This window comes from Kangiella marina (assembly GCF_039541235.1).
Lineage (GTDB): Bacteria > Pseudomonadota > Gammaproteobacteria > Enterobacterales > Kangiellaceae > Kangiella > Kangiella marina.
In genome coordinates, this window is sequence record NZ_BAABFV010000001.1 from 735,498 (window position 1) to 761,798 (window position 26,301).

Genomic DNA, 26,301 nt, shown 5'->3' on the forward strand with positions numbered 1-26,301 from the left:
ATGCATAACTCAAGGTGCTCTGTTATATCAACTGACTGTTAAAACTGTCAAGATAATTTAGAGCAATATGGCTAAAAGTCTCTAAAAATCAGCATTTCCCGCTTAATGTGGTTGAATTTTGTTCGCTTCATCCTTTCCGGAAGAAGTAGATTTAGGGTCAGATTCAACCGGCTTACTGATGGGCTCAGGAAGTCTCTCAAGTGCAATATCAATCACTTCATCGATCCATTTCACCGCAACAACTTTTAGATCTTGTTTGATATTTTTTGGAATATCTTCAAGATTTCGTTCGTTCTCTTTCGGAATAATCACCGTTTTAATACCACCTCGGTGCGCCGCTAACAGCTTCTCTTTTAAGCCGCCAATCGGTAACACTTCGCCCCGCAGCGTAATTTCGCCTGTCATGGCGACGTCTTTCCTAACAGGGATATCGGTAAGGCAAGAAATTAACGCCGTACACATGCCAATACCGGCGCTTGGGCCGTCTTTTGGCGTGGCGCCTTCTGGAACGTGGATATGTAAGTCTTTGGTTTCGTAGAAGTCAGGTTGTATGCCTAAGGCTAGGCATCGACTTCTGACGACCGTCATGGCCGCTTGAATCGACTCCTTCATGACATCACCCAGTTGTCCCGTAAAGACAGGCTTACCTTTACCGTTCACCACAACCGACTCAATGGTAAGTAACTCACCACCAACCGAAGTCCAAGCCAAACCTGTAACCTGGCCAACCTTGTTGCTTTCGCCGGCACGGCCATAATCATGGCGCTGTACCCCAAGGTATTTGTCAATGTTATCTTCCGTAACCTTGATGGTCTTTTGCGCTTTTTTGGCTAACAGCTGCTCTTTGACCGTTTTACGGCACACTTTCGAGATCTCACGCTCTAAGTTACGAACGCCCGACTCTCGCGTGTAATAGCGAATAATGCTACGAATAGCACTCTCAGCAAGGTCCAGCTCATTTTTCTTAAGGCCGGCATTTTTAATCTGTTTTGGCAGCAAGTAACGCTTCGCAATTTCAACCTTTTCGTCTTCGGTATAACCCGGGATACGGATCACTTCCATCCGATCAAGCAACGGTGCAGGAATGTTCATCGAGTTAGAGGTCGCAATAAACATGACTTCAGACAAATCATAATCCACTTCAAGATAGTGATCGCTAAAGGTATGATTTTGCTCAGGATCTAATACTTCTAGCAATGCTGAAGACGGATCGCCACGCATATCCATCGCCATCTTGTCGATTTCGTCCAACAAGAATAACGGGTTTTTGACGCCGACTTTACTCATGCGCTGCATCAACTTACCAGGCATAGCGCCGATATAAGTACGACGGTGACCACGGATTTCAGCTTCATCACGCACGCCGCCAAGCGCCATACGTGTGTATTTACGACCGGTAGCGCGTGCAATAGATTGACCCAATGATGTTTTACCCACCCCTGGCGGGCCAACCAAACACAACACTGGTCCTTTTAGCTTTTTAACACGTTGCTGTACTGCTAAGTACTCTAGGATACGGTCTTTAATCTTCTCTAAACCATAGTGATCTTCATCCAAGACATCCTCGGCTTTGACTAAGTCGTGCTTTACGCGACTGCGCTTTTTCCAAGGAACGCCCAATAACCAATCAATATAGCCTCGAACCACTGTTGCCTCAGCAGACATCGGCGACATCATTTTTAATTTTTTCAACTCGGCCTCAGCTTTCTCCTTGGCCTCTTTAGTCATTCCAGCTTCTTCAATCTTTTTCGCTAACTCTTCATGTTCAGAAGCAGTCTCTTCTCCATCGCCTAGCTCTTTTTGAATCGCTTTGATTTGCTCATTCAAATAATACTCGCGCTGGTTTTTTTCCATCTGGTTCTTTACACGACCACGAATTCGCTTCTCGACTTCCAGCAAATCCATCTCGCTTTCCATCTTGCTCATTAGATGCTCAAGACGCTCAACCACAGACTCCATCTGCAGGATTTCCTGTTTGTCCTCAATATTCAATGACATATGAGCAGCGATGCTGTCCGCTAAACGACTCGGGTTCTCGATTCCCGCAAGCGTGGTCAAAATCTCACTCGGAATCTTCTTGTTCAGTTTGACGTATTTATCAAAGCTGTTCAGTGCAGCTCGAGCCAAAGCATCTTCTTGATCTTCTTCACCAGACTGGTTTTCAACAAAACTAACCTCTGAGATGAACATCGGGTCAGTTTGTACATAATTAACGACCTTCGCTCGCTGCACGCCTTCGACCAAAACCTTGACGTTACCGTCTGGTAATTTGAGCATTTGTAAGATGGTTGCGACACAACCGTAATCATAAACTTGGTCTGTATCTGGCATGTCTTCAGTGGCTTCTTTTTGCGCCACTAACATGACCTGCTTGTCGCCATTGGTTGCTTCTTCCAAAGCCTGAATCGACTTATCACGACCAACAAACAATGGGATAACCATGTGTGGGAACACCACCACATCACGCAGTGGCAATAATGGAAGTTGTTTCGTTTCTAATGGCATGAATTCACTTTTCCTGGGATTTTATGAATCAGTGGGATCAGGCTACGCCATCAAGCAGCGTAGCCAATCGTATTTATTACTCAGATGCAGCTTTTGATTGGTTATCGTAAATCAATAAAGGCTCAGCTTCGCCTTTAACCACCGCACCATCAATACACACTTTGCTTACCCCTTCTAACGAAGGTAAGTCGTACATGGTATCGAGTAAGATTTCTTCAAGTATCGAACGCAAACCACGAGCACCGGTTTTGCGGGCCATGGCTTTGTGCGCGACTGCGGTTAAAGCGTCTTTGCGGAACTCTAACTCCACATTTTCCAGCGAGAACAGCTTGCTGTATTGTTTGGTGAGCGCATTCTTAGGTTCCGTTAAAATACGAACCAGTGCGGTTTCATCAAGCTCTTTTAACGTGGTCAAAATCGGTAAACGTCCGATAAACTCAGGGATTAAACCAAACTTCACCAAGTCATCAGGCTCAACCTTCTGAAGCATTTCTCCAACTTTTACGCTGTCGTTCACTTCTTTGACATCAGCGCCAAACCCAATGCCGCCCTTTTCCGTACGCTCTTGGATAACTTTCTCCAGTCCAGCAAAAGCACCACCACAGACAAACAGAATGCTGCCAGTGTTAACCTGCAGGAACTCTTGCTGCGGGTGTTTACGCCCACCTTGAGGTGGAACCGATGCCACAGTACCTTCGATCAGCTTCAATAATGCCTGCTGAACACCCTCGCCGGACACGTCACGTGTGATTGAAGGGTTGTCTGACTTACGAGAAATCTTATCGATTTCATCGATATAGACAATACCGCGCTCGGCTTTCTCGACGTCATAGTCGCATTTTTGAAGCAGCTTCTGGATAATATTTTCAACGTCTTCACCGACATAACCCGCTTCCGTTAAGGTGGTTGCGTCAGCCATAGTGAAAGGCACATCCAACATCCGCGCCAACGTTTCAGCTAATAATGTTTTACCGCTACCTGTCGGACCGATCAGCAAGATGTTACTTTTACCTAACTCAACGTCCTGATGCTCGCTTGAATGCGGCTCATGTTCCAATCGTTTATAGTGGTTATAAACCGCCACCGAGAGGACTTTTTTGGCATCTTCTTGCCCAATTACGTATTGCTCTAAAAAGTCGGCAATTTCTCTTGGCTTTGGTAGTTTTTCCTTTGCTTCTTTTGAAGCAATGTCTTGAATCTCTTCAATGATGATGTCATTGCATAAATCCACGCATTCATTACAAATAAACACGCGTGGTCCTGCAATCAGCTTCTTAACTTCGTGCTGACTTTTGCCACAAAAAGAACAATAAAGTGTTTTATCATCGGAGTTTTCGTTACTCATCTTCTACCTCAAGCAGGCGCCTTATTTGGCAAGGCGGGGCTTTAGTTATGCTTTTAAACACTGAGTCGTGTAAAGCCAGTTCTCTCTAAATGAAGAAATGAGGCTGATTGTTGATTTTTCAAGTATAAAAGGCGCTTTGCTTTGCTTGCATACTGACAAAATCAGCTTCCCATAGCATAACAGTACCAAATATCTCAAACTAACAAAAGCAAAAAGCCTCGCAATCCCATAACAGCTCTAAACTTAACCAATTATCCTAGATTATTGCTCAAGCTATTTTGAGGTGCATGTCACTCACGATTTATCGCCTGTGGTATACTCAAAATAAGGTTTCCATCTTAATACAGCCCATGAAACTTCTAAAAGCTTACACTCTCTCATCTTTCCTGTTATTTGCTGGATTATTACTTCCTTGGACCAGTTCAGCGGAGCGAACGGTCGCGATTACAGACGTTCATGGCGCTTATCAAGATCTACTTAAGGTCCTTCAGCAAAGCGAAGTCATTGACCATAAGCTGCACTGGACGGGATCCACCGATTCGCTGGTGATTATTGGCGACAATTTAGATCGAGGGCCTGAATCACGAAAAGTCTTAGATTTATGGATTCGGCTTGAAAAAGAAGCTGAAAAGGCTGGCGGTGAAGTCATTGCATTACTCGGCAATCATGAAGCAATGAACATTATGCCCGACCTCCGTTATGTGGCCGATGAGGAGTTTGCGGCCTTCATTCCCGAAGAATCTCAGTCTTACCGCCAAAAGATTTACCAAGACTACCTAGACTACAGTGGCAAAGATGATAACCGCGACAGCAAAAAGGCGTTCTTAACAATGTACCCTCCAGGCTATTTTGGCCTAGTTGCTGCGTTTGCTCCAGATGGCTACTATGGCCGCTGGCTCTTGAGTAAAGATGTCCTTCGAACCGTAAACGGTCGACTTTATGTTCATGGCGGCATTTCACCTCAATTGCTAGCGTTGGAACTTAATGAACATGAGATCAACCAACGTTTTCGCCACGACTTAAAACAATATGCCACTTTATACCACGAGCTCATTGACGCTGGCTTATTTAAACATTACTTCGATAAAGGCGAACGTAAGCAAGTAGCTCAATTACTGCTTGATAACAAAATCAAATCCCGAGCCCTTAACCGCAGAGCGGTACGCGCCAAGGCGAAAGACTTTCTCCAAGTATCTGACTCATTGATGCTAACCACCTTTGGTCCAATTTGGTATCGTGGCAATATTTATTGCCATATATACTCGGAGCAAGAGACTCTAGACAAAGCGCTAGCGCACTTTTCGGCAAAGCAAATCTTGGTTGGCCACACGCCAGACGATAGTCGCATGGTACGCTCTCGATTTGATAACAAACTGATCCTGTTGGACACAGGAATGCTGCGCACTCACTATAATGGGCATCCCAGTGCTGTAGTCATCGAGGATGACGAACTGAACGTTGTTAATATTGATAATAAAAACGCTACTGCACCTTTACCGGACCCCGTTCGCAAGCCTCTCTACCCGAATGGTTATAGTGACGCCTATTTAGCTGACTTTTTTGCCCAAGCATCCGTGGTCAAAGAAAAAAACTTAGATAGTTTTTACAGCAAACCGTTAAAACTCACTTTTGAGTACGGTGGTAAGACTCATAACGCTATTTTTAAATATTTCGATAGCGACCCCAAAATGCAAGACAAAAAGTGGCACCGTCGTCTAGGTAATGTGTCCGACCGATATATTTATGATTTAGCCGCTTACAAGCTTGATCGCTTGCTCGGGCTTTATATGGTGCCTTACACCATGGAATATCAACACAATGATCAATCAGGAATTCTGCAGTACTGGGTCGAGGACTCTATTACTCGTACCGAGCTTATTGATAGTGGAGAATCGCTTTATAGCTTCTGTAGCACCCAGGATGTCGAAGATATTATGCACATTTTTGACTGGTTGATTTATAACGATGATCGAAATACTGGCAATCGTTTATACAGCAAAGATACGGGCTTTTTATGGTTGATTGATCATACTCGTGCATTTCGAGTAAAAAGCGAACTCCCAGAGTACACGCGCTCTATCCCAGGTTATTTATCTCCCAAATACAGAGACAAGCTAGCGTCACTGGATTCCGACACCCTAGAAAAAGTGCTTGGGCAGTATTTGCATAAAAGACAAATCCAGTCGCTCCTTATCAGACGAGATAAGCTCTTAGAGATAATGCGCTAAAGCTCTGCTTTAATAGTGATCTTCCAGTAAGTGCTGACTTCATAACCAGCAAAATCTTTTGCAATCACTTCAAGTTTGAGTTTATTGTCATGCCCGCTCGGAGGCGTTAATGACAGCGTCAGTCGCTCGTGATCAAACTGACACCAGGCCGGAAGTTTTACGCCATTTGCTGCGCGTAACTGGTAACGAATAATATCGCCTGCATCCGGCTCAACAAAAGTATCCTCAGGAATGGTGAGAATGCTTTTCTTGCCAGCCGCTATGGTATGTGGCTTTAGTCCAGAAGCAAGAATGGGGGGATGTCCCTGATCAACATCTCCGTATTGAATTTTATAGCGCTTACGGATTGCCAATGCTGTCCAACAGCAGAGACCCGCCAATAAAGCGTTAAACGTTATAAACTCAAATGTACCGAGCCCAAATACATTAACCCCGATAGCCACACTAGCGCCATACATCAAATCACCAAAACGGTAGAAAAAGGTGTCCATGGTATTTTTGCTAAGGTATTTGTCTTCCCGCGACACTGGCAAAAACAATGCGTGCCTGCTGGTATTCTGTATCGAATAGTTGACGCTGTTCTCCGCAATCAGCGCCCACTTCACTACCGCAAAGAACGGGAAGAATAGGATTAAGCTGTAATTAATCACCATCACGAAAGGCAAAATAAAGATTGAAGCGCCAACGCCAATCCAGCGAAACAAACGTGCCACAACAAATACCTGCAACAGCAGCCCGATTAGCGTAAACCATGCGATGTAATCCGAATAAAACTCTGTCATGAAGAGCTGCTCTTGATAACTGCCTCGCTCGGCGACTTGCCCGGCCTGCGCAATCACAAACTTCGCTAAGACATATTCTCCAACGGAGTTAATCCAGTTATAAAGTAAGATGAAAACGGCAATCAGTAATAGATAGCGGTTATGAAAAAACCTCGACAAACCACGCCACCACACTGGAGTCATACCCGGTTTGAGGTTGCTTTCGTCAGCGCGAGACTCAAGAGGGATCGCTCGATACCCTAACTGTGTCAAAAAGTTCAGGCTTAGTAACAGCACTGCCGACAGGATCATTAATCCAGAGACTCCAATTAATGGGAACAAATAACCACCAAGCTTTGCTCCAACCCAAGCACCGCTAGTACCGCCTACTGCAATCACCGCAAACAGTCGCTTACCACTCATGGCATTAAAGCAATCGGCACAAAAAGCCCAAAACAAAGCCACCATAACCACGCTGAAGACTCCCAGCCAAATATAAAAAGCAATTCCGATGGGCAAAGACAACTGATTAGCGATGATAAAAAGCGTCAGATTGACAAAGAAAAACAGTAACACTTTCCTCAAAAACAAAGACTTATCTTTGTTGCTTGAGTATTTGTAATAAAAGCGACTAAAAAAAGGGATCACAATTAGCAGAATGGTTGCTTGAGCGGCAGTGGTATAACTTTTTAATTCTGCACTACCGTCCGACAAAATCAGTGGGTCACGCATGACCTTAAGAAGGTAATAGGCAAGCATCAGGAGAAAAAGACTGAAGAACATCAGCAGAATGCCCACGCCTTCTCCGGCACGAATCCACACAAAGCGCGCCAGACATCGCTCAATGACATTATAGTGTTGGCGTTCTTCCATCTAGAACCTCCTAATACACTTGCAACAAGCCACCAAGAATCCAACAGCTATATCATTATTATATTTACGACAGACCTAGTCTTTAGACAAGCAAAATCACGAAAAGTGTTATTCTAGTAAGAAAATTTTTAGGCAAAAAAAAGCCACCCAACACTGTTTAGTCTTGGGTGGCTGACAACGCTGAGTTGCGCTATTTACGCGAATTGATAATAGAGTCAACTAGACCATAATCGACAGCTTCCTCTGCAGACAGGAAGTTATCTCGGTCAGTATCTTTTTCAACTTGCTCAATCGGCTTATCACAATGATGCGATAGGATGCTGTTAAGGCGCTTTTTCATCTGACCAATTTCTTGTGCATGGATTGCGATATCAGATGCCTGCCCCTGGAAGCCTCCAAGTGGCTGGTGAATCATCATACGAGAGTTCGGTAAGCAGTGACGCTTACCTGCTGCGCCGCCTGCTAACAACAAAGCTCCCATGCTCGCTGCCTGGCCAACGCAAACTGTCGATACATCTGGACGAATAAACTGCATGGTGTCATAAATCCCCATGCCAGCTGTAACGACACCACCAGGCGAGTTAATGTACAGGTATATATCTTTATCAGGATTATCCGACTCAAGGAACAACATCTGAGCCACGATAGAGTTAGCCATATTGTCTTCAACAGGGCCCACACAGAAAATGACACGCTCTTTAAGCAAACGCGAATAAATGTCGTAAGAGCGCTCGCCACGCGAGGTCTGCTCAACAACCATTGGAATTAAAGCATTGCTGATGGGTTGATCAATTTTGCTCATATTTCGATGATTCCTTCTTTTAAATACAAAAGAAGCGGATTAAATCCGCTTCTGATGTTTATGTGACTTGAGACTAAACTTATTGTTTATTCGTGTTTAGTAACTCGTCAAATTTAACGGCTTTCTCGGTTACTTTAGCTTTTTCTAGCACCAAGTCAACCACACTGTCTTCCAGTACTAGCGACTCAACTTCACGTAAACGCTGAGGGTCGCCATAATACCAGTCAATGACTTCTTGTGGCTCTTCATATACCGACGCCAAGTCTTCAACTTGCGCACGAACTTTTTCTTCGTCAGCTTTAAGCTCTTGAGACTTGATGATTTCCGCAACCACAAGGCCAAGTTTAACGCGACGAGTTGCCTGCTCTTCAAATAAATCCGCAGGAAGGTCAGGAGTTTGATCTTTTGGAGCATTCATACGCTGAGCCATTTCCTGACGCATACGGTCGATTTCTTGATCAACCATAGCCTTAGGCATGTCGAACTCATGCTTCTCGACCAGCTTATCCATCACGGCGCCTTTAACGCGTGACTTAACAGCATTACGAAGCTCACGCTCCATATTTTTCTTAACGTCAGCTTTAAGTGCAGACAAGTCATCAGCACCTAACTGTTCAGCTAACTCAGTCGCTGTAGGCAATTCTTTCTTATTAACAACATGAACGTGCGTTTCAAAAGTAGCTTCTTTACCCTTAAGGTCTTCCACATGGTAGTCTTCAGGGAAAGTGACTTTTACTTCAACATCGCTGTTCGCCGAAGCGCCAACCAGTTGCTCTTCGAAACCAGGAATCATGTTGCCAGCGCCGATTTCCAATGGGAATTCTTTCGCTTCACCACCTTGGAAAGCTTCGCCGTCGATAAAGCCTTTAAAGTCGATAACGATTTGGTCACCTTCTTTGGCTTTACGCTTAACTTCTACCCACGATGCACGTTGCTCACGAAGCGTGTCCATCATTTTAGACAAATCATCGTCGCTCACGTCTGAGGTTGGCTTTTCGATTTCTAGATCAGAAAGATCTGCAACGTCTACTTCAGGATAAACTTCGAAAGTCGCTGAGAACTTTAAGTTTTCGCCATCTTTATTCTCAATCAACTCAAGCTGAGGATAACCTGCTGGCATTAACTCTTCTTTTTGAATAGCTTCAAAATAGTTACGCTGCATCACTTCACCAAGAATTTCTTGACGAACCGCATCACCATAGCGCTTCTTAACTACTTTGAAAGGAACTTTGCCTGGACGGAAACCGTTCATTTTAACGGTACGTGTCATTTCTTGAAGGCGTTTTTGAACCGCGCCGTCAATATTTTCGGCAGGTACATCGATAACTAATTTTCTTTCTAGACCGTTACTGGCTTCAACTGAAACTTGCATTCGCTGATCTCCGATAGGCTACGTTTTCATAGCTATTAATAATATATGACCAGGTTTTCAGATGAAGACTATAAGGGAGGAACCATCTTTCTATACTAGTTTTTATAAACCTAGAAAAAAGATGGTGCGAAAGGAGAGACTCGAACTCTCACGCCTCGCGGCACTGGAACCTAAATCCAGCGTGTCTACCAATTCCACCACTCTCGCGTTTTAGATTGCGGGCCCTGAGCCCTCATCGAACCATATTGTAATTTCTAATTAACTGAATTTCGCTAATAGAAATCTGGGGTGGACGATGGGATTTGAACCCACGACAACCGGAATCACAATCCGGGGCTCTACCAACTGAGCTACGCCCACCATCAACCTTTCTCTTTACTGTTCTCCCCGACCCGCTTGCTCGAAGCAATGGCGCGTCCGGCAGGATTCGAACCTGCGACCCACGGCTTAGAAGGCCGTTGCTCTATCCGACTGAGCTACGGACGCATGTTTATCCTGACGTCGAGGCGAGAAAATAATTGGTCGGAGATGAGGGATTTGAACCCCCGACATCCTGCACCCAAAGCAGGCGCGCTACCAGACTGCGCTAATCTCCGAATTTTGTCGCTAGGGGCTTGCCCCTGCGAGACGCGCATATTACTGATTTCCCCTATACCCGTCAACACTTTTTGTCGCTTTTTTTCTATTTTCTTCGTCACTTACAAAAGCATTGAGTATGTTGCTCAATATTGCGACAATAGCGCCTTTCAAACAATCATTTGAATTTATTTAGCATGACCGCTCAAATCCTTGATGGCAAGGCCATCTCAGCCAAAGTTAAAGACGAATTAGCCCTAAAAGTAAAGGCTCGCCTAGACAAAGGCCTACGTGCGCCGGGGTTAGCCGTAATACTTGTGGGAGTCGATCCCGCGTCACAAATCTATGTTAACAAAAAGGTCGAAGCATGTGAAAAAGTTGGCTTCATTTCACGCAAAATTGTGATGGAAGCAGACACCACACAAGACGCTTTGCTGGAACAGATAGATTTGTTAAATGAAGACCCTGCTATCGATGGTATTTTAGTGCAGTTACCGCTGCCCGATCATCTCGACTCCAACGTCATTTTAGAACGCATTAAAGCGGATAAAGACGTCGATGGCTTCCACCCCTACAACATGGGCCGTTTAGCGCAAAAAATGCCGACCATGCGCCCTTGTACGCCTTACGGCGTGATGGTCATGCTAAAAGAAACAGGGATCGACCTTATCGGTAAAGATGCTGTCGTGGTTGGCGTATCCAATATTGTGGGGCGTCCGATGGGCTTAGAACTGCTGATGGAGCGCTGCACAGTCACCTTTACGCATAGTAAAACCAAAGACTTAGCAAAGAAAGTGTCGGAAGCTGACATCGTCGTCGTCGGGGTAGGAATCCCTAACATGGTCAAAGGCGACTGGATTAAGCCTGGTGCTATCGTGATTGATGTGGGTATTAACCGCCTTGAGAGCGGCAAGCTCGCTGGCGATGTCGAATATGATGTGGCTAAAGAGCGTGCATCATGGATAACCCCTGTTCCGGGTGGCGTCGGACCGATGACCGTTGCCATGCTAATGAGCAACACCTTGTACGCCTGTGAACATCTGCACGATTAAGTGATATTTCTCTAGCCATTCCTGCTTCTGCGGGAATGGCTCCACATAAAGTGTGAATCACCTCACTCTTTTTTAGCAAAAACCTATTTGAGTTCAATGACTTGCGCTAATCTTTAGAAAGCATAATCAATGTAAGGACTCGTAAATGGACATATTGATCCCGCTCTTAGCTATTGTTGGAGGCCTCTTAGCCGCTTCCAGCCTTATTGCACAAAAGTCACAAGATGCTGGCCAAGCACTGAAAAAACTCTCGCCCTACCAAGGCATCATTGGCGTCATTTTGTTAGTTCTTGGGCTTTACTACTTCTTATTTCATAGCTTGCCGCACTTAGGCGCCATGATGAAGTACACCGCAGGGCTTTTCGGTCTTATCATGCAAATACTGATGATTTTGGTCGGCTTCATCCTGTCTTACAACTTACTTTCAGACAAGCTGCTATCCAAAAACCAAACGGCCCAAGAAAAAGGCGCTCAAGCCGCGAAAAAACTCATTTCTATTCAGATTCCTTTAGGTCTCGCGTTAGCAGTTTGTGCATTTATAGTGTTAATTCTATAAAGCATTCATAGAAGGCGTTTCCATGAAAAGTGTACTTCGGTGCACTTTTTTATTTATGAAGGAAACGCCGAAAAGTAAGCCAAATACACGCCAAACCAGACCAAGCCCCACGTCATTACACAACCTCTTTGCTCAAAACCAAACCGCCGTTTTAGTAGATGGCTGATGCCTCTAGCTACGTAGCCAATCAACATAAAGCGCATCACCCGCGCAATTATCGAGATAACAACAAATACTTCTAAACTAATACCCGCATCATACGCTTGGACCGCATAAGTTTTATAGGGTAACCCCTGAAAAGGGCCAAGAATGATCGAAACAGCGCCCTGTGATGTTAGTTGCTGCTCTACGGTATACAACAGCTCAGCATTTATGGCCGGTACTCTCTCTACCCATTGCCAGCTGGTCTCTGGCGAAAGCGTTCCCCAATAATACATGAGCACACCACCAATAATGGCTCCGACCGTTGCCCAAGCAATCAGCGGCAATAAGCTCACTTTCCTTTTAAGCGCGAAGTAACTCAATAGCACGTCGGGTAAAATAAAGAATAATGTCGCTTCAGCAAAGCCCCATCCTCCGCAAGCAGCTTTTCTTGAGTATGGGCTCATGCGGCTTAATCCCATTTGGGCAATTTAATCGAATCTTGCAGCGTCGCGAAACGGTTTTTTACCTCTTCATAAAACGCTGAACCACTCTTGTCGTAGTTCACAGGCTCTGAAAACACCACATCGCAAAAGAACGGCACAAACAGCGCATCACCTTTAGGTAAGGTTTTTCCTAGCCCATGCATATAAATCGGGTAAAAAGGCACTTGGGGGCAGCGTTCGGCCAGCTTGACCACCCCATACTTCAAGTCGGTCATCTTTTCCGGCTCGCCACGCGAACCTTCTGGAAAGAAAATCAATATCTTGCCGCTATCCAATGCTTTTGCGCACTGCTCAATCGGGTTAACACTCTTGTCCTTTCCCTGACGCTCAATCGGTAAGATTCCGATAATGTTTAAAGCAAACCACGCCATAAATTTATTTTTCAGAAAGTAATCCGCTGCGGCCACTGGCTGTACCTTGTGTAGAATCTTTAAGGGTAATAGCGAAATCAACACCATCGTATCCAAGTGGCTGTTGTGGTTTGCGATTAAGACGGCGGGCCCACCCTGCGGGAGAATGGGCTCATTTTGATAACGCAAGCCAATCACAATTTTAACGATCGGCTTGATAATCACCGCAAAAAACAACCACCGTAATGCTAAGTTTATATACTTCATGTTGCTATCCTTCCTTAGAAGTAAAAATAACGCATGACATGGAAGAACAATGGCGCGGTAAAGGTCAGACTATCCAAACGGTCTAGGATACCGCCATGTCCAGGAATTAACTGCCCCGAGTCTTTAATACCAATATCACGCTTAATCGCTGATAAAGACACATCACCAATAAAACCGGCAATGCCAATACCTAAACCGACTAACAACCCCTGCCACCAGATCATTGGCGTCAGCAATCCTGCTAAGATCATTGCCAGAATACCCGTTGTAATCACGCCACCGATCAAGCCTTCACGTGTCTTGTTAGGACTAATGGTCGGCGCGATCGGCGTCGTTCCTAAAATCTTGCCCCAAATGTATTGCGCAACATCATTCAACTGCGTCAACACCACCAAAAACAATAGTAAAGCCGCACCATCACCCGACATGGTTAATGACTGGTACTCACCTTCGCTTGGCAACATCACTAGATACGCCAAGTGGCTTAGCGTAAACACCGTCAACATCAGCCCCCAATGAATGTTACCTACCGCGCGCAAATAGTTTTTTGTTTCGCCCGCTAACACCATTCGAAAAGGAATGAACAAAAAGGTATACACTGGAATAAAGATAATGAACATGCCGTACCAACCAGTGGCGACCCAATAATATTGCAACGGTATCGTCAGGTACGCCCAAAACAACACATTACGATCGACTAACCGAGTTGGCGTCATCGAGAAGTATTCTTTGAGTGCAACAAAGCTCAAAATAGCAAATAATAGTACAGTGACTAACGGCCCCATCAATAACGCTAGACCGAAAATACCAATCATGATCCACCACGAGTTAATACGTTGCTTTAGCTCGGTATAGTCTTTCTTTTTATTAAAAAGTGATAACGCTAGACCGACTAGAGTTGCGATAGACAGTCCAGCCAACAAAAACATAAAGACCTGGGTTACGGTTCGCATACTTTCAAAATCAAATAACATGGTGTTCTCCTTAAATTCTTATTGTTCAGTGCTTACAGCGCTGCTTTAACGCGATTAACCATAGTCACGACTGACAAAATAATAAGTCCCATAAACAGATAATTCAGATACGTACCCACGATCGGCCACAATGGGAGTGTCATTCCCAAAAGCCCCAATACTAACGCACGATCACTCTTCCCCATCGGCCCTTGATATTGACGTTCCTTTCCTACCATCGGAGCTATCACGCCGACAAACTCAACCATCATTGCCATGAAAATAAATCCAGCAAGTAACTCAATAGAAATGCCCGGCAATATCGCTAGCGGTAGCAGTAAAGCAACGTCCGAGATCACGTCACCGAACTCATTCAAATAAGCGCCAAGCGTTGACTTTTGATCATGTTCACGCGCCAACATGCCATCAATAGCATTCAGTGCCATTCGAATAAATAACACAATGGGAAGAAGGTAAAACCAAACCAGACTTTGTTGCCATAAGATCACTGCGCCTGTCGCTATACTCAATAACATCGCAACAACCGTTACCTGATTAGCTGTAACGCCTGCATTGGCAAGTCCGCTTACCAAGGGTCGCAGTAACTGCTGAAACTTGGGTTTTAATTGGTAGACTGAAATCATGTTAAATCCTTTAGCTCTATACTGAGCGATTGTTATCATTCGATGGGGTAAAGTTCCCATAAAGACGATAAAAGCGCCACCAAATATGCTATAGTTGCTTAAAACTAACTGTAAAGTATCAAATAACTATACTTTTAGCGCTCTTACGGAGTCGGGATGAGTCAACAAACCAGTCAGCTGATGGAAACCTTGAAGCAACATCTGCGCAGCCAAAGCATTACTTACAAAGGCTTGGCTGAGCACCTTTCCATGAGCGAAGCCAATGTTAAGCGTATGTTTTCACAAAATAAGCTTTCTTTGGAACGTTTAGAAACGATTTGCAACCTGCTTCACATGGATATTCTGCATTTAGCGCAAAGTGCACAAAATCAACAACATAAGATTTCAGAGCTAACTCTTGCTCAGGAAAAGGAACTTATAAAAGACTACAGGCTGTTATTGGTCGCTCAGTTGTGTTTGTCCGACTGGACCTTTGAGGAAATGCTCGACAAGTACCAGTTCACTGAACATCAATTGATTCAGTATTTAGCTAAACTCGATCGTGTAGACTTTATCGAACTCTTACCCAGCAACCGTATTCGAAAGCGCGTTAGCCCACACTTTAAATGGCAAACTGACGGTCCTGTTCGTCAATTCTTCGCGGAGCATATCCAAAGCGAATTCTTTAATTCACGCTTTGATCAGCCCACAGAGAAAATCCTCTTTATATCAGGCATGCTGAGCAATAAATCCAATAAGAAAATACAAGGCTTAATAGAAGAACTTGGCACCGCTTACCGACAACAGTTAAGAACTGACAAAAATGTTAAATTGGAGAGCAAAAAAGGCACCAGTTTAGTGGTAGGGTTACGCAATTGGGAGTTATCGGTGTTTAATGATTTACGGCGGTAGTCAGCCTGATATCTTTCTCACATAGATTTAACGCAATATCAGATGTTTGGAGAACACGAGTTACAGCGTACCATTACTTGGCCGAAATCACCTGAAATCAAATAGCCGCCATCCACCAAGTCAACATACTCAAACTCGCCAAGTGTTACTGAGTTATCATCAGAATCCCAAAGCAAGTTTAGATGAAGGGTTAAAAACTCCACTTCAACTTTAAGCCCATTACTATTAAAGAAGCGAGCGTTTAAAGTAGAGTACTCTGAGCTTTCTGGTGCTGAAACTACAAATTTTAAATAACTTTCATCAGCCGGTAACTCTATCGCAAGAATATTTTCTCCTTCTAACTCTTTCATCCTCATATTAACACTACCACCCAAAAAATCTCTTCCTTACTATTTCCGACGCCAACTCGTGCCGCCAGCACCATCTTCAAGCTCAATGTTGAGTGCAGAAAGTTGATCACGGATTTTATCGGCAAGTGCCCAGTTTTTGTCGGCGCGTGCCTGTAGGCGTTCTTTGATTAGCGCATCGATATCCTCATCCGACACATCGCTATCTTTAGCGCCCGACTTCAGAAACTCTTCTGGATCTTGCTGCAGTAGGCTCAACACACCTGCAAGTTCTTTTAATGTAACGGCAATGGTTGCTGCTTTGGCCATATCATTGGCTTTCAGACGATTTACTTCTTTAGCCAAATCAAACAGTACCGGCATAGCTTCTGGTACATTGAAGTCATCGTCCATAGCTTTAGTGAAGTCCGCTTGTGCTTTATCCATGATGTCATAAGAAGCATCGGTCGCAGCAGATAGGTCCACGCCACGCAGTGCCGTGTATAAACGCTCTAGGCTGGCGTCTGCTGACTCTAAGTTCGCTTGGGTATAACTCAGTTGACTGCGGTAATGGCCGCTCATTAAGAAATAACGCACCGACTCCGCACGGTATTGTTTCAATACATCGCGGATGGTGAAAAAGTTGCCCAATGATTTTGACATCTTTTCTTTATCCACTTGCACCATGCCCGTGTGAATCCAAGTATTGGCAAACGTACAACCGTTAGCGCACTCCGACTGGGCGATCTCGTTTTCATGGTGTGGAAATTGTAAGTCCGAGCCGCCGCCGTGAATATCAAAAGTTTCACCTAAGCACTTTTTGCTCATGGCTGAACACTCGATGTGCCAACCTGGGCGACCTTTACCCCACGGAGAGTCCCACGAAGGCTCGCTCGGTTTAGATGCTTTCCACAAGGCAAAGTCCATGGGGTCTTTTTTCGAGTCACGGACATCAATACGCTCGCCCGCATTCAATTGCGTTAAATCCTGACGGCTTAACTTGCCATAGTCATCGTAGGCTGGGACATGAAAATACACATCACCGTCTTCGGTGGCGTACGCCGCACCCTTTTCAATCAGGGTTTGGTTCATCTCGATGATTTCAGCCATGGTGGCTGTAGCACGAGGCTCAATATCTGGACGCTGTAGACCAATGGCATCGAAATCTGTGTACATTTCGGCAATATAACGTTTCGTTAACTCATCAAACGCTTCGCCATTTTCATTAGCACGGTTGATAATATTGTCATCAATATCCGTAATGTTACGGACATAAGTCACATCATAACCTTTAAATTTTAAGTAGCGGTTAATGACATCAAACGAGGAATAAGTTCTCGCATGTCCAATATGACACAGATCATAAGTTGTAACTCCGCACACATACATCGACACCTTGCCTTCTTCTAATGGCTTAAAGGGTTCTTTTTGACGGGTTAAGTTATTAAAAATCTGTAACATGCTCACTTCTCTTTTGACTTATTAATGTCGACTATTTTTCGCTAAAATCGCAATTTAATACTAAAATTAGTATCATATGCGCCAAACAGCCTAGCATTGTAACCAGCTACAAGCACTGAGGCTAGCGTAAACACTAATTTTGAGGAAATTCCCATGAGCAATCCTACGGTCACATTCACCACTAACCACGGCGACATCACACTTGAGTTATATCAAGACAAAGCACCTGAAACGGTAAAGAATTTCTTAAGCTATGTCGAAGATGGTCATTATGACGGTACGATTTTTCACCGCGTCATTCCTAACTTCATGATACAGGGCGGTGGCTTTACTGCAGACATGGAGCAAAAAGAAACCAAAGAATCCATCGCCAACGAAGCAAACAACGGCTTAAGCAACGAAGTCGGCACTGTTGCGATGGCTCGTACGATGGAACCTCATTCAGCGTCTTGCCAATTTTTTATCAACGTCAATGACAACGACTTTCTTAACTTCAAGAATGAGTCGATGAATGGCTGGGGTTATTGCGTATTTGGTAAAGTGACTGAGGGGATGGACGTGGTTAATGCAATTAAAGAGGTGCCGACAGGTAGCTACAGCATGCACCAAGATGTTCCTCAAGAAACGGTGTTGATCGAGAAAGCTGAGATTAACGGCTAATTATGACGTTAGTAATTTCAGACCTACACCTTTGCGAAGAGCACCCAGATTTGACGGCGCTCTTTGAGCATTTTATGCAAGAAATCGCGCCACAGTCCAGTGAGCTTTACGTTCTTGGCGACCTGTACGAAAGCTGGATTGGCGACGACGATGATTCAGCTTTTGTTGAATCAACCATCGCTTTATTCAAAAACTATTCTGATAGCGGTAAGCAACTATACTTCCAACATGGAAATCGAGACTTTCTACTGGGTCAGGAGTTTGCAGATAAAACCGGTGGAGAATTACTGCCTGAGGTGTACCCTATCCAACTCGGCGACAAACCAGCGATTATGATGCATGGCGACAGTCTGTGCTGGGACGATAAAGAATATATGCAGTTTCGTGAGATGGTGCGCTCAGAACAATGGCAACAACAGTTATTATCGCAGCCGCTAGAAGTACGCCGCGGAATTGCCGCTGATTTACGCGCCAAAAGTCGTCAGGCTCAAGAAAATAAAGCCAGCGCCATCACTGACGTCCACCCGCAGGCGGTAGAAGAGGTGTTACAAAACAATAATGCCCAAGTTTTAATTCATGGTCATACTCACCGCCCAGACTTTCATGACATTGAAGTCGATGGTAAACACTGTCAACGAATTGTTTTAAGTGACTGGGGCGAACAAGGGCACTATCTTACGATTGAGGGTGATTCGGTGTCAGAGCATTACTTTAAAGCCAGCTAATCGCTGGCTTTTTTATTGAAGGAAGAGTTTTTCAACAAATCCAACCACTTAAGTCATAATTGCAACTAAAGTAGCCAGCTTATGTCAGTGTTGCATTGAATCGAACGAGTTTTCTCGCCATCTCGGAAGACTAGCCCTGGTTTATCACCCATTAAGGTCAAGCGATTATCCTTAAGCTGGAGAGCCGTGCCTTCACGCGTTCCCACCACATAACGATGTGGATTAGCTCGAACATACTCGAACAATCGCTCAGCGCGCGTTTCACCGTTATGGTTTGGCGGCTGATAGTCGGTGTAGTGTGGATTAATCTGGAAATTAACCAAAGCTAAAGCTTTAAAACTGCGTGGCTCAACAATGGGCATATCATTGGTCGTGCAGATCGTTAACCCCGCTACATTAGAGCCAGCGCTCCAGCCCATATAAGGCACCCCTTCACCGACTCGCTTGCGGATGGCATCTATCAGTTCATTGTCATACAGCGCTTTTAAAAGGTGGAACGTATTTCCACCACCAATCGCTATGGCATCCGCTTCTTGTACTGCCTGTACCGGATCATCGAACCGATGGATCGACACGACCGTTTTCCCAATGGTTTTAAATGGCTTATTGACCTTATCTTCATAGGCGTCATAGCCCATCGCAAAGCCCGCATAAGGAATAAATAACACCTTTTTAATGCTGCTATCTAAAAAGGAATCAATGAGTGGTAACGCATGCTCTAAATAGTCAGTCTGCCCTTCACGAGACGAGCTGAGTAATAACAGTTTTTGATTAGCCATAACAAACCTTTAACTTTTGAATTTATACGGGGACACCCGAGTGAAAGCGGAACAAAGGATCCGTTGACTCGATAAGTTCCTGCTCTTTTTGCAAAAAGAACTCCAGCCGCTCATCAATGGGATCTTCTGAATACTGTTTTGCCAGCTCAATGTAGTCCATGAAATGGCGGGACTCGGACTTCAACAAGAAGCGATAATATTTGGCAAGCTCAGGATAATCTCTTTTTAGGTGCGGCACTAAAGCATGAAAGCGCTCACAAGAACGAGCTTCAATAATGCCACCAATAATTAAACCATCGATTAATCGCTGAGGTTCATCTTTTGAAGCAAACTGATGCAAGCCTGCAGCATAACGTGAGGGTTTAATTGCACGATATTTAATATTCTGCTGCTCAATAAACTCTAAGACTTGCTCAAAATGCAGCACTTCTTCTCGAATCAATTGTGATAACTTTTTAAGTAAATCTATGTGCTCCGGGTAGCGGAACATGAGCTTAACGGCTGTGGCGGCAGCTTTTTTCTCACAGTGCGCATGGTCGATAAGTAAGGTTTCTAAATCCGACAGTGCATATTCAAGCCATGCATCGGGCGTTCGGCAATAGAGAAATTGCTGAATAGGAGTGATATCGACGGCTTTCTCCGTCATTGTATCTGCCATAAATAGTACCAGCTTGTATCAGGGCCACTCATTGAATGGCGCACATTATAACGACTCATCCGGCGGATGTCAGTTGGCGCTAAACCCGAGATACTTGTTGCCTAAAGCGCTTCACAGCCTCACTGTCTAGCTGCTCGTTCTGATAACGCATAGCAATGTAGGTTTTGAGTGCTGGCGCAGCTCTCGAGTACACTTTCTGAGAAGTGGCACGCGTCAACTGCAAAACATCCCTTGGCCCCATGGTTCGATCACAGTCAATACCATGGTCACGCAGTTTTTTAAGCAATAACAAATAGTACTTGGTTACAGGCTCTAACCGCTGAGTGCTTCTCAGCACTAGATACCCAAAGATAAAGCCTGCCAACAAGATTGTCGCTAGCAAACCGTACCCTAGATAGCGATACTGATGGCGTTCAATTCCTAGCTTTCGCAACCAGCCAAACTGCATGTCACGGCTATACCCCATTACAGTTTCACTCCAGAAACTTTGCAACGCGTCCCAGCGCAGTGCGAGATTGTTCAAGAAGCCTTGTGGCGCTTCAAACCCGGTATCAGAACCAAACTCTTCCATCCAGCCATCACGAGAACTGGCGTCGCTTCTTAGATCCTCTTCCACTCTAGAGGGATGAATCGCTGCAGTGGGGTCAATTCTGCGCCATCCCTCTCCTTCAAGCCAAACTTCTGTCCAAGCATGAGCATCCGACTGCCTAACAATGTAATAATCACCGTAGGGGTTATACTCAGCCCCCTGATACCCCGTCACGACTCTCGCAGGAATACCTGCCGCACGCATGATATAAACAAAAGCCCCAGCGTAATGCTCACAATACCCCTGTTTAGAGTCCAGCCAAAAACCATCAACCGAATCAACCTCAATAACAGGGGGGGTCAAGGTGTAATAAAATTGACCCTGGTGAATATACGACAACACCCATCGAATAAAGCCTTCATCAGTTTGATGGTTTTGTCGCTGCTCCACTGACCACTCACGCGTATCTTCGTTACTATTATCGGGAAGCTGTAAATAACGGTTTAATTGAAACTCAGTCAGTGGCCTTTGACTAAAGTCAATCTCATACGCTTGTGCAGAGTAAATAAATCGCTGCGTCGTTTGGCGCCGTCGATTCCAAGTAAAGTCACTAAACAAATAAGCGCCATTAGGAGCTTCGGCAAGATCTTCTAAACCAAAAATCCAGTTACGATTGTTGGGCTCCATCTGAATACGATACTCGTAGGTTGGAGTCATAGGTAACTCTAACTCTTGCCTTATTGGACTGTGCTGCTCTTTAAACCAAGTGAACCCATCAAACTCTGAGAGCACTAAGCCGCGCCAATACATTTCAGAGCGCGGTGGAACGTCACCCTCAAAGTCCACCCTAAAAGCAATATCATCAAACGTTCGTAGCGCTCCAATACTACCCGGGTTCATAGTGTCATCAATACCGCTACCGGCTTGGGTATCGCTCGGCATTGACCACAAGGGTGCAGAGCTTCTGGGGAAAAAGAGGAACAACAGCACCATAATCGGTATGGCCTGTAACAAAGTTACTCCTGAAATTTTCCCAATGCGTCCAACCCCCTCGACGCCCTTGGGGCTATTTAACGCCACTAAACCTAACAAAATCATTAAGATGGCCGCTAGTAGGTACAACCCCATCCATATGGCTTCGCTGTAGAAAAAAGCTGTTACTACGATAAAGAAAGAGATAAATAAAATGAGGGATGCATCACGATAGCTTCTGGCTTCTAACAACTTAAATGCGTACATCAGTGTAATCAGGCCAATACCTGCATCGCGCCCATTTAACGTTTTAAATTGCCAAAAAACACCGCCAACACATAACAATACGACGATTAACAGTATCCAACGCGGCGCTTTAGCACCATGCCGATGCATAAAGTATTTGCCCAGTAGTAAAGCGATGGTGACTGCGCTGATCCAAGCCGGGATATAAAACCACAAAGGGAGTAACACAACCGCCTGAACAAGGACCAAGAGAGGAACAATGCCTGGGCGGGTGATCGGAAGCTCTTTGACATTCATATTAAATCACCCCATCACATCAAGGCTAACGCTTTTAAGCAAGAGTGCAAATGCTCAGCACCCTGCCCTTTAGCAATGGTTTGTTGCGGTAACTCAAGCCCATAGACATTCTGGCTATCTTCCGCAGCTAGCACCGCATCCGTTAGATAAGAAATCGCAAGCTCCTTGTCATAATGAGCGACACTGTCCCAAGTTAACGTATGATGTTCACCCACATAATCCTCAAACTCTTTACTATAAAGCCCCCGCTCCCGAGCATAAGCTTTCCACATCACCTGTTTTATCGGATCTCCAGCTTGATAATCTCTCAAGCTCTGAAAGTCTTCACTACCCTTTTCTCGAGTTTGCCCCTCTTCTATGCCTGAGCTCGAAGCGATTAAAGGCTCTGGGCAAGGCAACGGTTTAGGGTAGACCAATATTTGGTAAGGCGTCCTAACCCAGGACCAGGCTTCAAAGATGCCGAAAGGGAACATGGTTGTGCAAGCAATACGAGGCACATCTAGCAACCCTCTGCGCTCCGTAGACAAATATATCACCCCTTCAGATTTAGCCTGCTCGTCAACATCAAGATAAATGACACTCTTCTTCGCTAGCCCGACCCCCACTCCTAAGCGTTGACTTTTAGTGTTGTTGACCAGCTGCACCCGAACCACTGCGTCCTGTGTAGCAAAGACGGCCCCTGACTTTTGACAGCGCACCTCAATTCCTTTGAGATTACGAAAAGTATAAAAAACCGATAAAAAGCCGACAGCGAGCAAAATAAAGCCCGTCATAAACCCCATATTGTTTTGGTAATTGGTCGAGGCAATTAAAATTAATACAAGTATTCCAAGCATTAACCAACCATACCTCGTCGGCAAAATATAAATGTTGTTTTGCTTTAGAGGTGTCAACGTTTGCCTTGGGGAGCGCTTATCTACCCATGCAAAGAATTTTTGCTTAACCCATGTAACCATCAAGCAGGAACTGCCACGTCGTCCATCAACTCTTTAATCAGTTCAATGGTAGAGGCAGAAGACGTTTTAATGGATTGCAAACGATGACGCGCTGAAGCAACGAAGACCTGTTGAATATCTTCTGGTAGGACATAGTCGCGACCATCGACAAAAGCCCAAGCTTTAGCAGCACTAACAATCGCTAAGCCCGCTCGTGGAGAAAGTCCATGAGCAAAATCAGGGCTTTGTCGAGTGACTTGAATTAAGTCCATAACGTACTGCAACAAGTGCTCTGTTACGGTTAATTCAGAAACCTGTTGTTGTAATTTTTTCAGTGTCTCTAAATCCAGCAGCGATTCCAGCGTCGCCATTTTCGTTCGACCCGACTCACCCTTCAATAAAACTTTTTCTAACTCAGGGTCTGGGTAACCTAAATTGATTTTAAATAAGAACCGATCAAGCTGAGATTCGGGTAATGGGTAGGTTCCGATTTGATGCGTCGGGTTCTGTGTTGCTATGACAAAGAATGGATTTGGCAACTCGTAGGTATTCCCCTCTACCGTTACTTGTTGCTCCTCCATTGCTTCAAGCAAAGCACTCTGCGCTTTCGGAGTCGCCCTATTAATTTCGTCAGCTAGAACCAGCTGTGAAAAAACTGGCCCCGGGTGAAACTCAAATGCGGACTTTTCACGATCAAAAATATTGGCTCCAACAATATCTGCTGGAAGTATATCACTGGTGAATTGAATTCTCTGAAAGTCCAAACCAAACACTTTGGCCATGGCTTGTCCAAGCGTGGTTTTACCCATTCCGGGTAAGTCCTCAATCAACAAGTGGCCTTTTGCTAACAGGCAAACAACCGCAAGCTTTACTTGAAACGGCTTGCCTAACACCACTTTATTGAGCTGTTCTAGCACCGGTAAAATAGGAGAATTCATAGTTTTCCTTAGTTTATGGAAGGTTTTGTGAATGGCTTCTCATTAAGATAGAGCAATTAAAGTTTAATTCAGTCAGAATTCAGTTTACTAAAACCATAATACACTTGCATTATTTAACAATAAATTTATGAGGAGACGACAATGTCACTTAAAAAATTATTCATAGCAACAAGTATCGCACTATCTTCAGGTCTTGTAATGGCAAATGGCGTGAGCTATGACTATCTACAAGGTGGTATTCAGGATTATGACGACAACTTTGATGGTCTAGAGTTTGAAGGCTCAATGTCTTTCAACCAAAACTGGTACGGTAAAGCCGAACTATTCAAAGGTGAAACCGACAACTTCGACATTGATGTTGACCGTATTCGCCTAAACGTTGGTTTTCATACGCCAATCAACAACGCTGTCGATTTCGTTGCTGAAGCTGGTTACGAAAACTATGACACAGACGGTGGCTTTGATGACTCAGGTTTTAACGCGTTAGCAGGTCTTCGCGGCATGGCAAGCCAAAACTTTGAACTTGGTGGTTATGCTCAGTACTCTGACGTTCTAGAGTCTACCGACTTAATATTAGAAGGCCGTTATCACTTCAACCGTAACATGTCTGTTGGTGTTGAGATTGGTAATGACGACGAGCTAGACAACCACTTTGGTGCTAACTTCCGTTACAGCTTCTAATCGCTGCAGCACGAAAGGCCGCTTCTAGCGGCCTTTTTAATGCCTTGAACATTTCTCACCTCATAGCTTTGTAGTACACTAAGCTCAAATTTCACACACGAAAAACGACTTCGACATAATGAAAAAACATATAACACTTGCTGTAGCGACGGCGCTCACTATTGCTTTCACGCTATCCGCTCAGGCTAGCGACAAGCTCCGTTATGACTATATAGACTTTGGTTACCTTCACAGCGCAGGCGAGCGCACATCAGACAAAACGGGTTACCAGTTTAACCTTTCCTTAGCTTTTGATGACACCTGGTATGTTCGTAGCACATTGCAATCTCAGTCTGCCGATGTATGGACAGCAGACTCTAAAGGTGACGTAACCGCTACAGAGTACTCTATGGCCATTGGCTTTCACGTCCCGACCTCTCGTACGGATGACTTTTTCTTAGAGGCTGGTTATTTAAAGTTTGATGGTGATGGAATCATCCCTCAGTCCACGTATGGTAACGATGAAGACGGCTTTTTGGTGAATACCGGCTTTCGTGGTCGCTTATCAACCAGCTGGGAATATAAGGTCTTTGCAGGCTATAAGGACTACGACTACTCTGAGTATGTTAACGAAGCTCTTCACGAAGACTCTACCTCAACCACTTACGGTCTAGAAGGACGTTATTACTTGTCAAAAAACTGGTCGTTTGGGATCAAAGTTTCAGAAGAAATCACTGGATTAACGTCTGGGTTTGACTTTAGGTTCAACCTCTAATAGCATTAAAAACAAAAGGTTACCGGGTTAGTAAGAACAAACTTACGTTATTTTAAGACTGTAAGCGTTTCTGACACTCAAAATCCTCCTTTTGCAAACTTGTTCACACAAAATCAAGGTTCTGTGAGACTTATGACACAGAACCTTTTTTATATGTTGTTAAAATTTTAGACAGTCTTAAACGAATCCATTGCGAAAGGTAATAGTCATGAAATACGTGCTTGCTGTAATAGCTGGAGTAGTGGGCATAAAATTCTTAATCGAACAGCCCATGATTCTAGAAAGTGTTCAACAAAATAAAGAGTTATTGGGTGCTTTGGTGCTGACAATCTTAGCAAAGCCTCTATTAAAAAGAATTTTCGAATAACCATTCTACCTATAGTTAAAAGGTTATAATTCAAAGGTGGTTTTATACCACCTTTATTTTTGCCTGGAAGTTTTCTCCCAATACCACTCTCTTACCTTAAATAACCTAAACACCGACACTCTCAACACTGACTCCCAACACTGACTCTCAT

The 26,301-nt window shown here is 44.5% G+C and carries 25 protein-coding genes and 4 tRNA genes; 9 read left to right on the forward strand and 20 right to left on the reverse strand.

The window, feature by feature from the left end; translation table 11 throughout:
• Nucleotides 1-102: 102 nt before the first annotated feature.
• Together lon and clpX are read right to left on the reverse strand one after the other, a co-directional pair.
• Entirely contained in the window at nt 103-2,505 is a 2,403-nt protein-coding gene (lon, locus tag ABD943_RS03155; protein WP_345291732.1) for an endopeptidase La, read from the reverse strand.
• Between the two features lie 76 nt (nt 2,506-2,581).
• Complete coding sequence (gene clpX / locus ABD943_RS03160; RefSeq protein ID WP_345291733.1) at nt 2,582-3,850, reverse strand: ATP-dependent Clp protease ATP-binding subunit ClpX; 1,269 nt, start codon at nt 3,848-3,850, stop codon at nt 2,582-2,584.
• A 350-nt stretch (nt 3,851-4,200) separates the two neighbouring features.
• On the opposite strand from clpX, the gene ABD943_RS03165 reads away from it, so the two are divergent.
• The gene (locus tag ABD943_RS03165; RefSeq protein ID WP_345291734.1) at nt 4,201-6,078 is read left to right on the forward strand and encodes a metallophosphoesterase; all 1,878 of its coding nucleotides are present in this window, start codon (nt 4,201-4,203) and stop codon (nt 6,076-6,078) included.
• Here ABD943_RS03165 and ABD943_RS03170 read toward each other — a convergent pair.
• The 7 genes from ABD943_RS03170 to ABD943_RS03200 form a co-directional block, all read right to left on the reverse strand.
• On the reverse strand, nt 6,075-7,712 hold the full coding sequence (locus tag ABD943_RS03170; protein ID WP_345291735.1) for an ATP translocase: 1,638 nt from the start codon (nt 7,710-7,712) through the stop codon (nt 6,075-6,077). The two genes, ABD943_RS03165 and ABD943_RS03170, sit on opposite strands and share 4 nt — an antisense overlap.
• 190 nt (nt 7,713-7,902) lie before the next feature.
• On the reverse strand, nt 7,903-8,514 hold the full coding sequence (gene clpP, locus ABD943_RS03175) for an ATP-dependent Clp endopeptidase proteolytic subunit ClpP (RefSeq protein WP_345291736.1): 612 nt from the start codon (nt 8,512-8,514) through the stop codon (nt 7,903-7,905).
• Between the two features lie 79 nt (nt 8,515-8,593).
• On the reverse strand, nt 8,594-9,886 hold the full coding sequence (tig, locus tag ABD943_RS03180) for a trigger factor (RefSeq protein ID WP_345291737.1): 1,293 nt from the start codon (nt 9,884-9,886) through the stop codon (nt 8,594-8,596).
• Between the two features lie 122 nt (nt 9,887-10,008).
• Nucleotides 10,009-10,093: transfer RNA gene (locus tag ABD943_RS03185), tRNA-Leu, on the reverse strand.
• 77 nt (nt 10,094-10,170) lie between these two features.
• Nucleotides 10,171-10,246, reverse strand: a tRNA-His gene (locus ABD943_RS03190).
• Between the two features lie 49 nt (nt 10,247-10,295).
• A tRNA-Arg gene (locus tag ABD943_RS03195) sits at nt 10,296-10,372 on the reverse strand.
• 33 nt (nt 10,373-10,405) lie between these two features.
• A tRNA-Pro gene (locus ABD943_RS03200) sits at nt 10,406-10,482 on the reverse strand.
• A 177-nt stretch (nt 10,483-10,659) separates the two neighbouring features.
• On the opposite strand from ABD943_RS03200, the gene folD reads away from it, so the two are divergent.
• The gene (folD, locus tag ABD943_RS03205) at nt 10,660-11,514 is read left to right on the forward strand and encodes a bifunctional methylenetetrahydrofolate dehydrogenase/methenyltetrahydrofolate cyclohydrolase FolD (protein ID WP_345292680.1); all 855 of its coding nucleotides are present in this window, start codon (nt 10,660-10,662) and stop codon (nt 11,512-11,514) included.
• A 145-nt stretch (nt 11,515-11,659) separates the two neighbouring features.
• Nucleotides 11,660-12,070 carry a hypothetical protein gene (locus ABD943_RS03210; RefSeq protein WP_345291738.1) on the forward strand — a complete coding sequence of 137 codons (411 nt, stop codon included), beginning with the start codon at nt 11,660-11,662 and terminating at the stop codon, nt 12,068-12,070.
• A gap of 53 nt (nt 12,071-12,123) precedes the next feature.
• Here ABD943_RS03210 and ABD943_RS03215 read toward each other — a convergent pair whose 3' ends face one another.
• Genes ABD943_RS03215 through ABD943_RS03230 form a run of 4 tightly spaced genes read right to left on the reverse strand, consistent with a single transcriptional unit; the run spans nt 12,124 to nt 14,931 of the window.
• Nucleotides 12,124-12,678, reverse strand: coding sequence for a YqaA family protein (locus ABD943_RS03215; protein WP_345291739.1), 555 nt, complete (start codon nt 12,676-12,678; stop codon nt 12,124-12,126).
• 5 nt (nt 12,679-12,683) lie between these two features.
• Nucleotides 12,684-13,334, reverse strand: a complete 651-nt coding sequence (locus ABD943_RS03220; protein WP_345291740.1) for a lysophospholipid acyltransferase family protein — start codon at nt 13,332-13,334, stop codon at nt 12,684-12,686.
• Between the two features lie 14 nt (nt 13,335-13,348).
• Entirely contained in the window at nt 13,349-14,308 is a 960-nt protein-coding gene (locus ABD943_RS03225) for a phosphatidate cytidylyltransferase (RefSeq protein WP_345291741.1), read from the reverse strand.
• A 32-nt stretch (nt 14,309-14,340) separates the two neighbouring features.
• On the reverse strand, nt 14,341-14,931 hold the full coding sequence (locus ABD943_RS03230) for a CDP-alcohol phosphatidyltransferase family protein (RefSeq protein ID WP_345291742.1): 591 nt from the start codon (nt 14,929-14,931) through the stop codon (nt 14,341-14,343).
• Nucleotides 14,932-15,087: 156 nt separating this feature from the next.
• Here ABD943_RS03230 and ABD943_RS03235 point away from each other — a divergent pair, with 156 nt between their 5' ends.
• Entirely contained in the window at nt 15,088-15,822 is a 735-nt protein-coding gene (locus tag ABD943_RS03235; protein WP_345291743.1) for a helix-turn-helix domain-containing protein, read from the forward strand.
• Between the two features lie 38 nt (nt 15,823-15,860).
• On the opposite strand, the gene ABD943_RS03240 is transcribed toward ABD943_RS03235, so the two are convergent.
• Nucleotides 15,861-16,172: a hypothetical protein gene (locus ABD943_RS03240; RefSeq protein WP_345291744.1), complete on the reverse strand. Its 312-nt coding sequence runs from the start codon at nt 16,170-16,172 to the stop codon at nt 15,861-15,863.
• Nucleotides 16,173-16,211: 39 nt separating this feature from the next.
• Nucleotides 16,212-17,609, reverse strand: coding sequence for a cysteine--tRNA ligase (cysS, locus tag ABD943_RS03245; RefSeq protein WP_345291745.1), 1,398 nt, complete (start codon nt 17,607-17,609; stop codon nt 16,212-16,214).
• A gap of 153 nt (nt 17,610-17,762) precedes the next feature.
• Here cysS and ABD943_RS03250 point away from each other — a divergent pair, with 153 nt between their 5' ends.
• A complete protein-coding gene (locus ABD943_RS03250) occupies nt 17,763-18,269 on the forward strand; it encodes a peptidylprolyl isomerase (protein WP_345291746.1) in 507 nt (168 codons plus the stop codon).
• Between the two features lie 2 nt (nt 18,270-18,271).
• On the forward strand, nt 18,272-18,994 hold the full coding sequence (locus ABD943_RS03255) for a UDP-2,3-diacylglucosamine diphosphatase (protein ID WP_345291747.1): 723 nt from the start codon (nt 18,272-18,274) through the stop codon (nt 18,992-18,994).
• Nucleotides 18,995-19,059: 65 nt separating this feature from the next.
• On the opposite strand, the gene pepE is transcribed toward ABD943_RS03255, so the two are convergent.
• From pepE to ABD943_RS03280, 5 genes are all read right to left on the reverse strand, one after another.
• On the reverse strand, nt 19,060-19,773 hold the full coding sequence (gene pepE / locus ABD943_RS03260) for a dipeptidase PepE (RefSeq protein WP_345291748.1): 714 nt from the start codon (nt 19,771-19,773) through the stop codon (nt 19,060-19,062).
• A 22-nt stretch (nt 19,774-19,795) separates the two neighbouring features.
• Entirely contained in the window at nt 19,796-20,431 is a 636-nt protein-coding gene (locus ABD943_RS03265) for a MiaE family protein (RefSeq protein ID WP_345291749.1), read from the reverse strand.
• Between the two features lie 79 nt (nt 20,432-20,510).
• Nucleotides 20,511-22,475, reverse strand: a complete 1,965-nt coding sequence (locus ABD943_RS03270; protein ID WP_345291750.1) for a transglutaminase TgpA family protein — start codon at nt 22,473-22,475, stop codon at nt 20,511-20,513.
• 14 nt (nt 22,476-22,489) lie between these two features.
• Nucleotides 22,490-23,311, reverse strand: a complete 822-nt coding sequence (locus ABD943_RS03275) for a DUF58 domain-containing protein (protein ID WP_345291751.1) — start codon at nt 23,309-23,311, stop codon at nt 22,490-22,492.
• A 119-nt stretch (nt 23,312-23,430) separates the two neighbouring features.
• Entirely contained in the window at nt 23,431-24,348 is a 918-nt protein-coding gene (locus tag ABD943_RS03280) for an AAA family ATPase (RefSeq protein ID WP_345291752.1), read from the reverse strand.
• A gap of 141 nt (nt 24,349-24,489) precedes the next feature.
• Here ABD943_RS03280 and ABD943_RS03285 point away from each other — a divergent pair, with 141 nt between their 5' ends.
• The 3 genes from ABD943_RS03285 to ABD943_RS03295 all read left to right on the forward strand — a co-directional run bounded on the left by ABD943_RS03285 (nt 24,490) and on the right by ABD943_RS03295 (nt 26,150).
• Entirely contained in the window at nt 24,490-25,029 is a 540-nt protein-coding gene (locus ABD943_RS03285; protein ID WP_345291753.1) for a hypothetical protein, read from the forward strand.
• A gap of 118 nt (nt 25,030-25,147) precedes the next feature.
• Entirely contained in the window at nt 25,148-25,783 is a 636-nt protein-coding gene (locus tag ABD943_RS03290; protein ID WP_345291754.1) for a hypothetical protein, read from the forward strand.
• 208 nt (nt 25,784-25,991) lie between these two features.
• Nucleotides 25,992-26,150, forward strand: coding sequence for a hypothetical protein (locus tag ABD943_RS03295; protein WP_345291755.1), 159 nt, complete (start codon nt 25,992-25,994; stop codon nt 26,148-26,150).
• Nucleotides 26,151-26,301 lie beyond the last annotated feature (151 nt).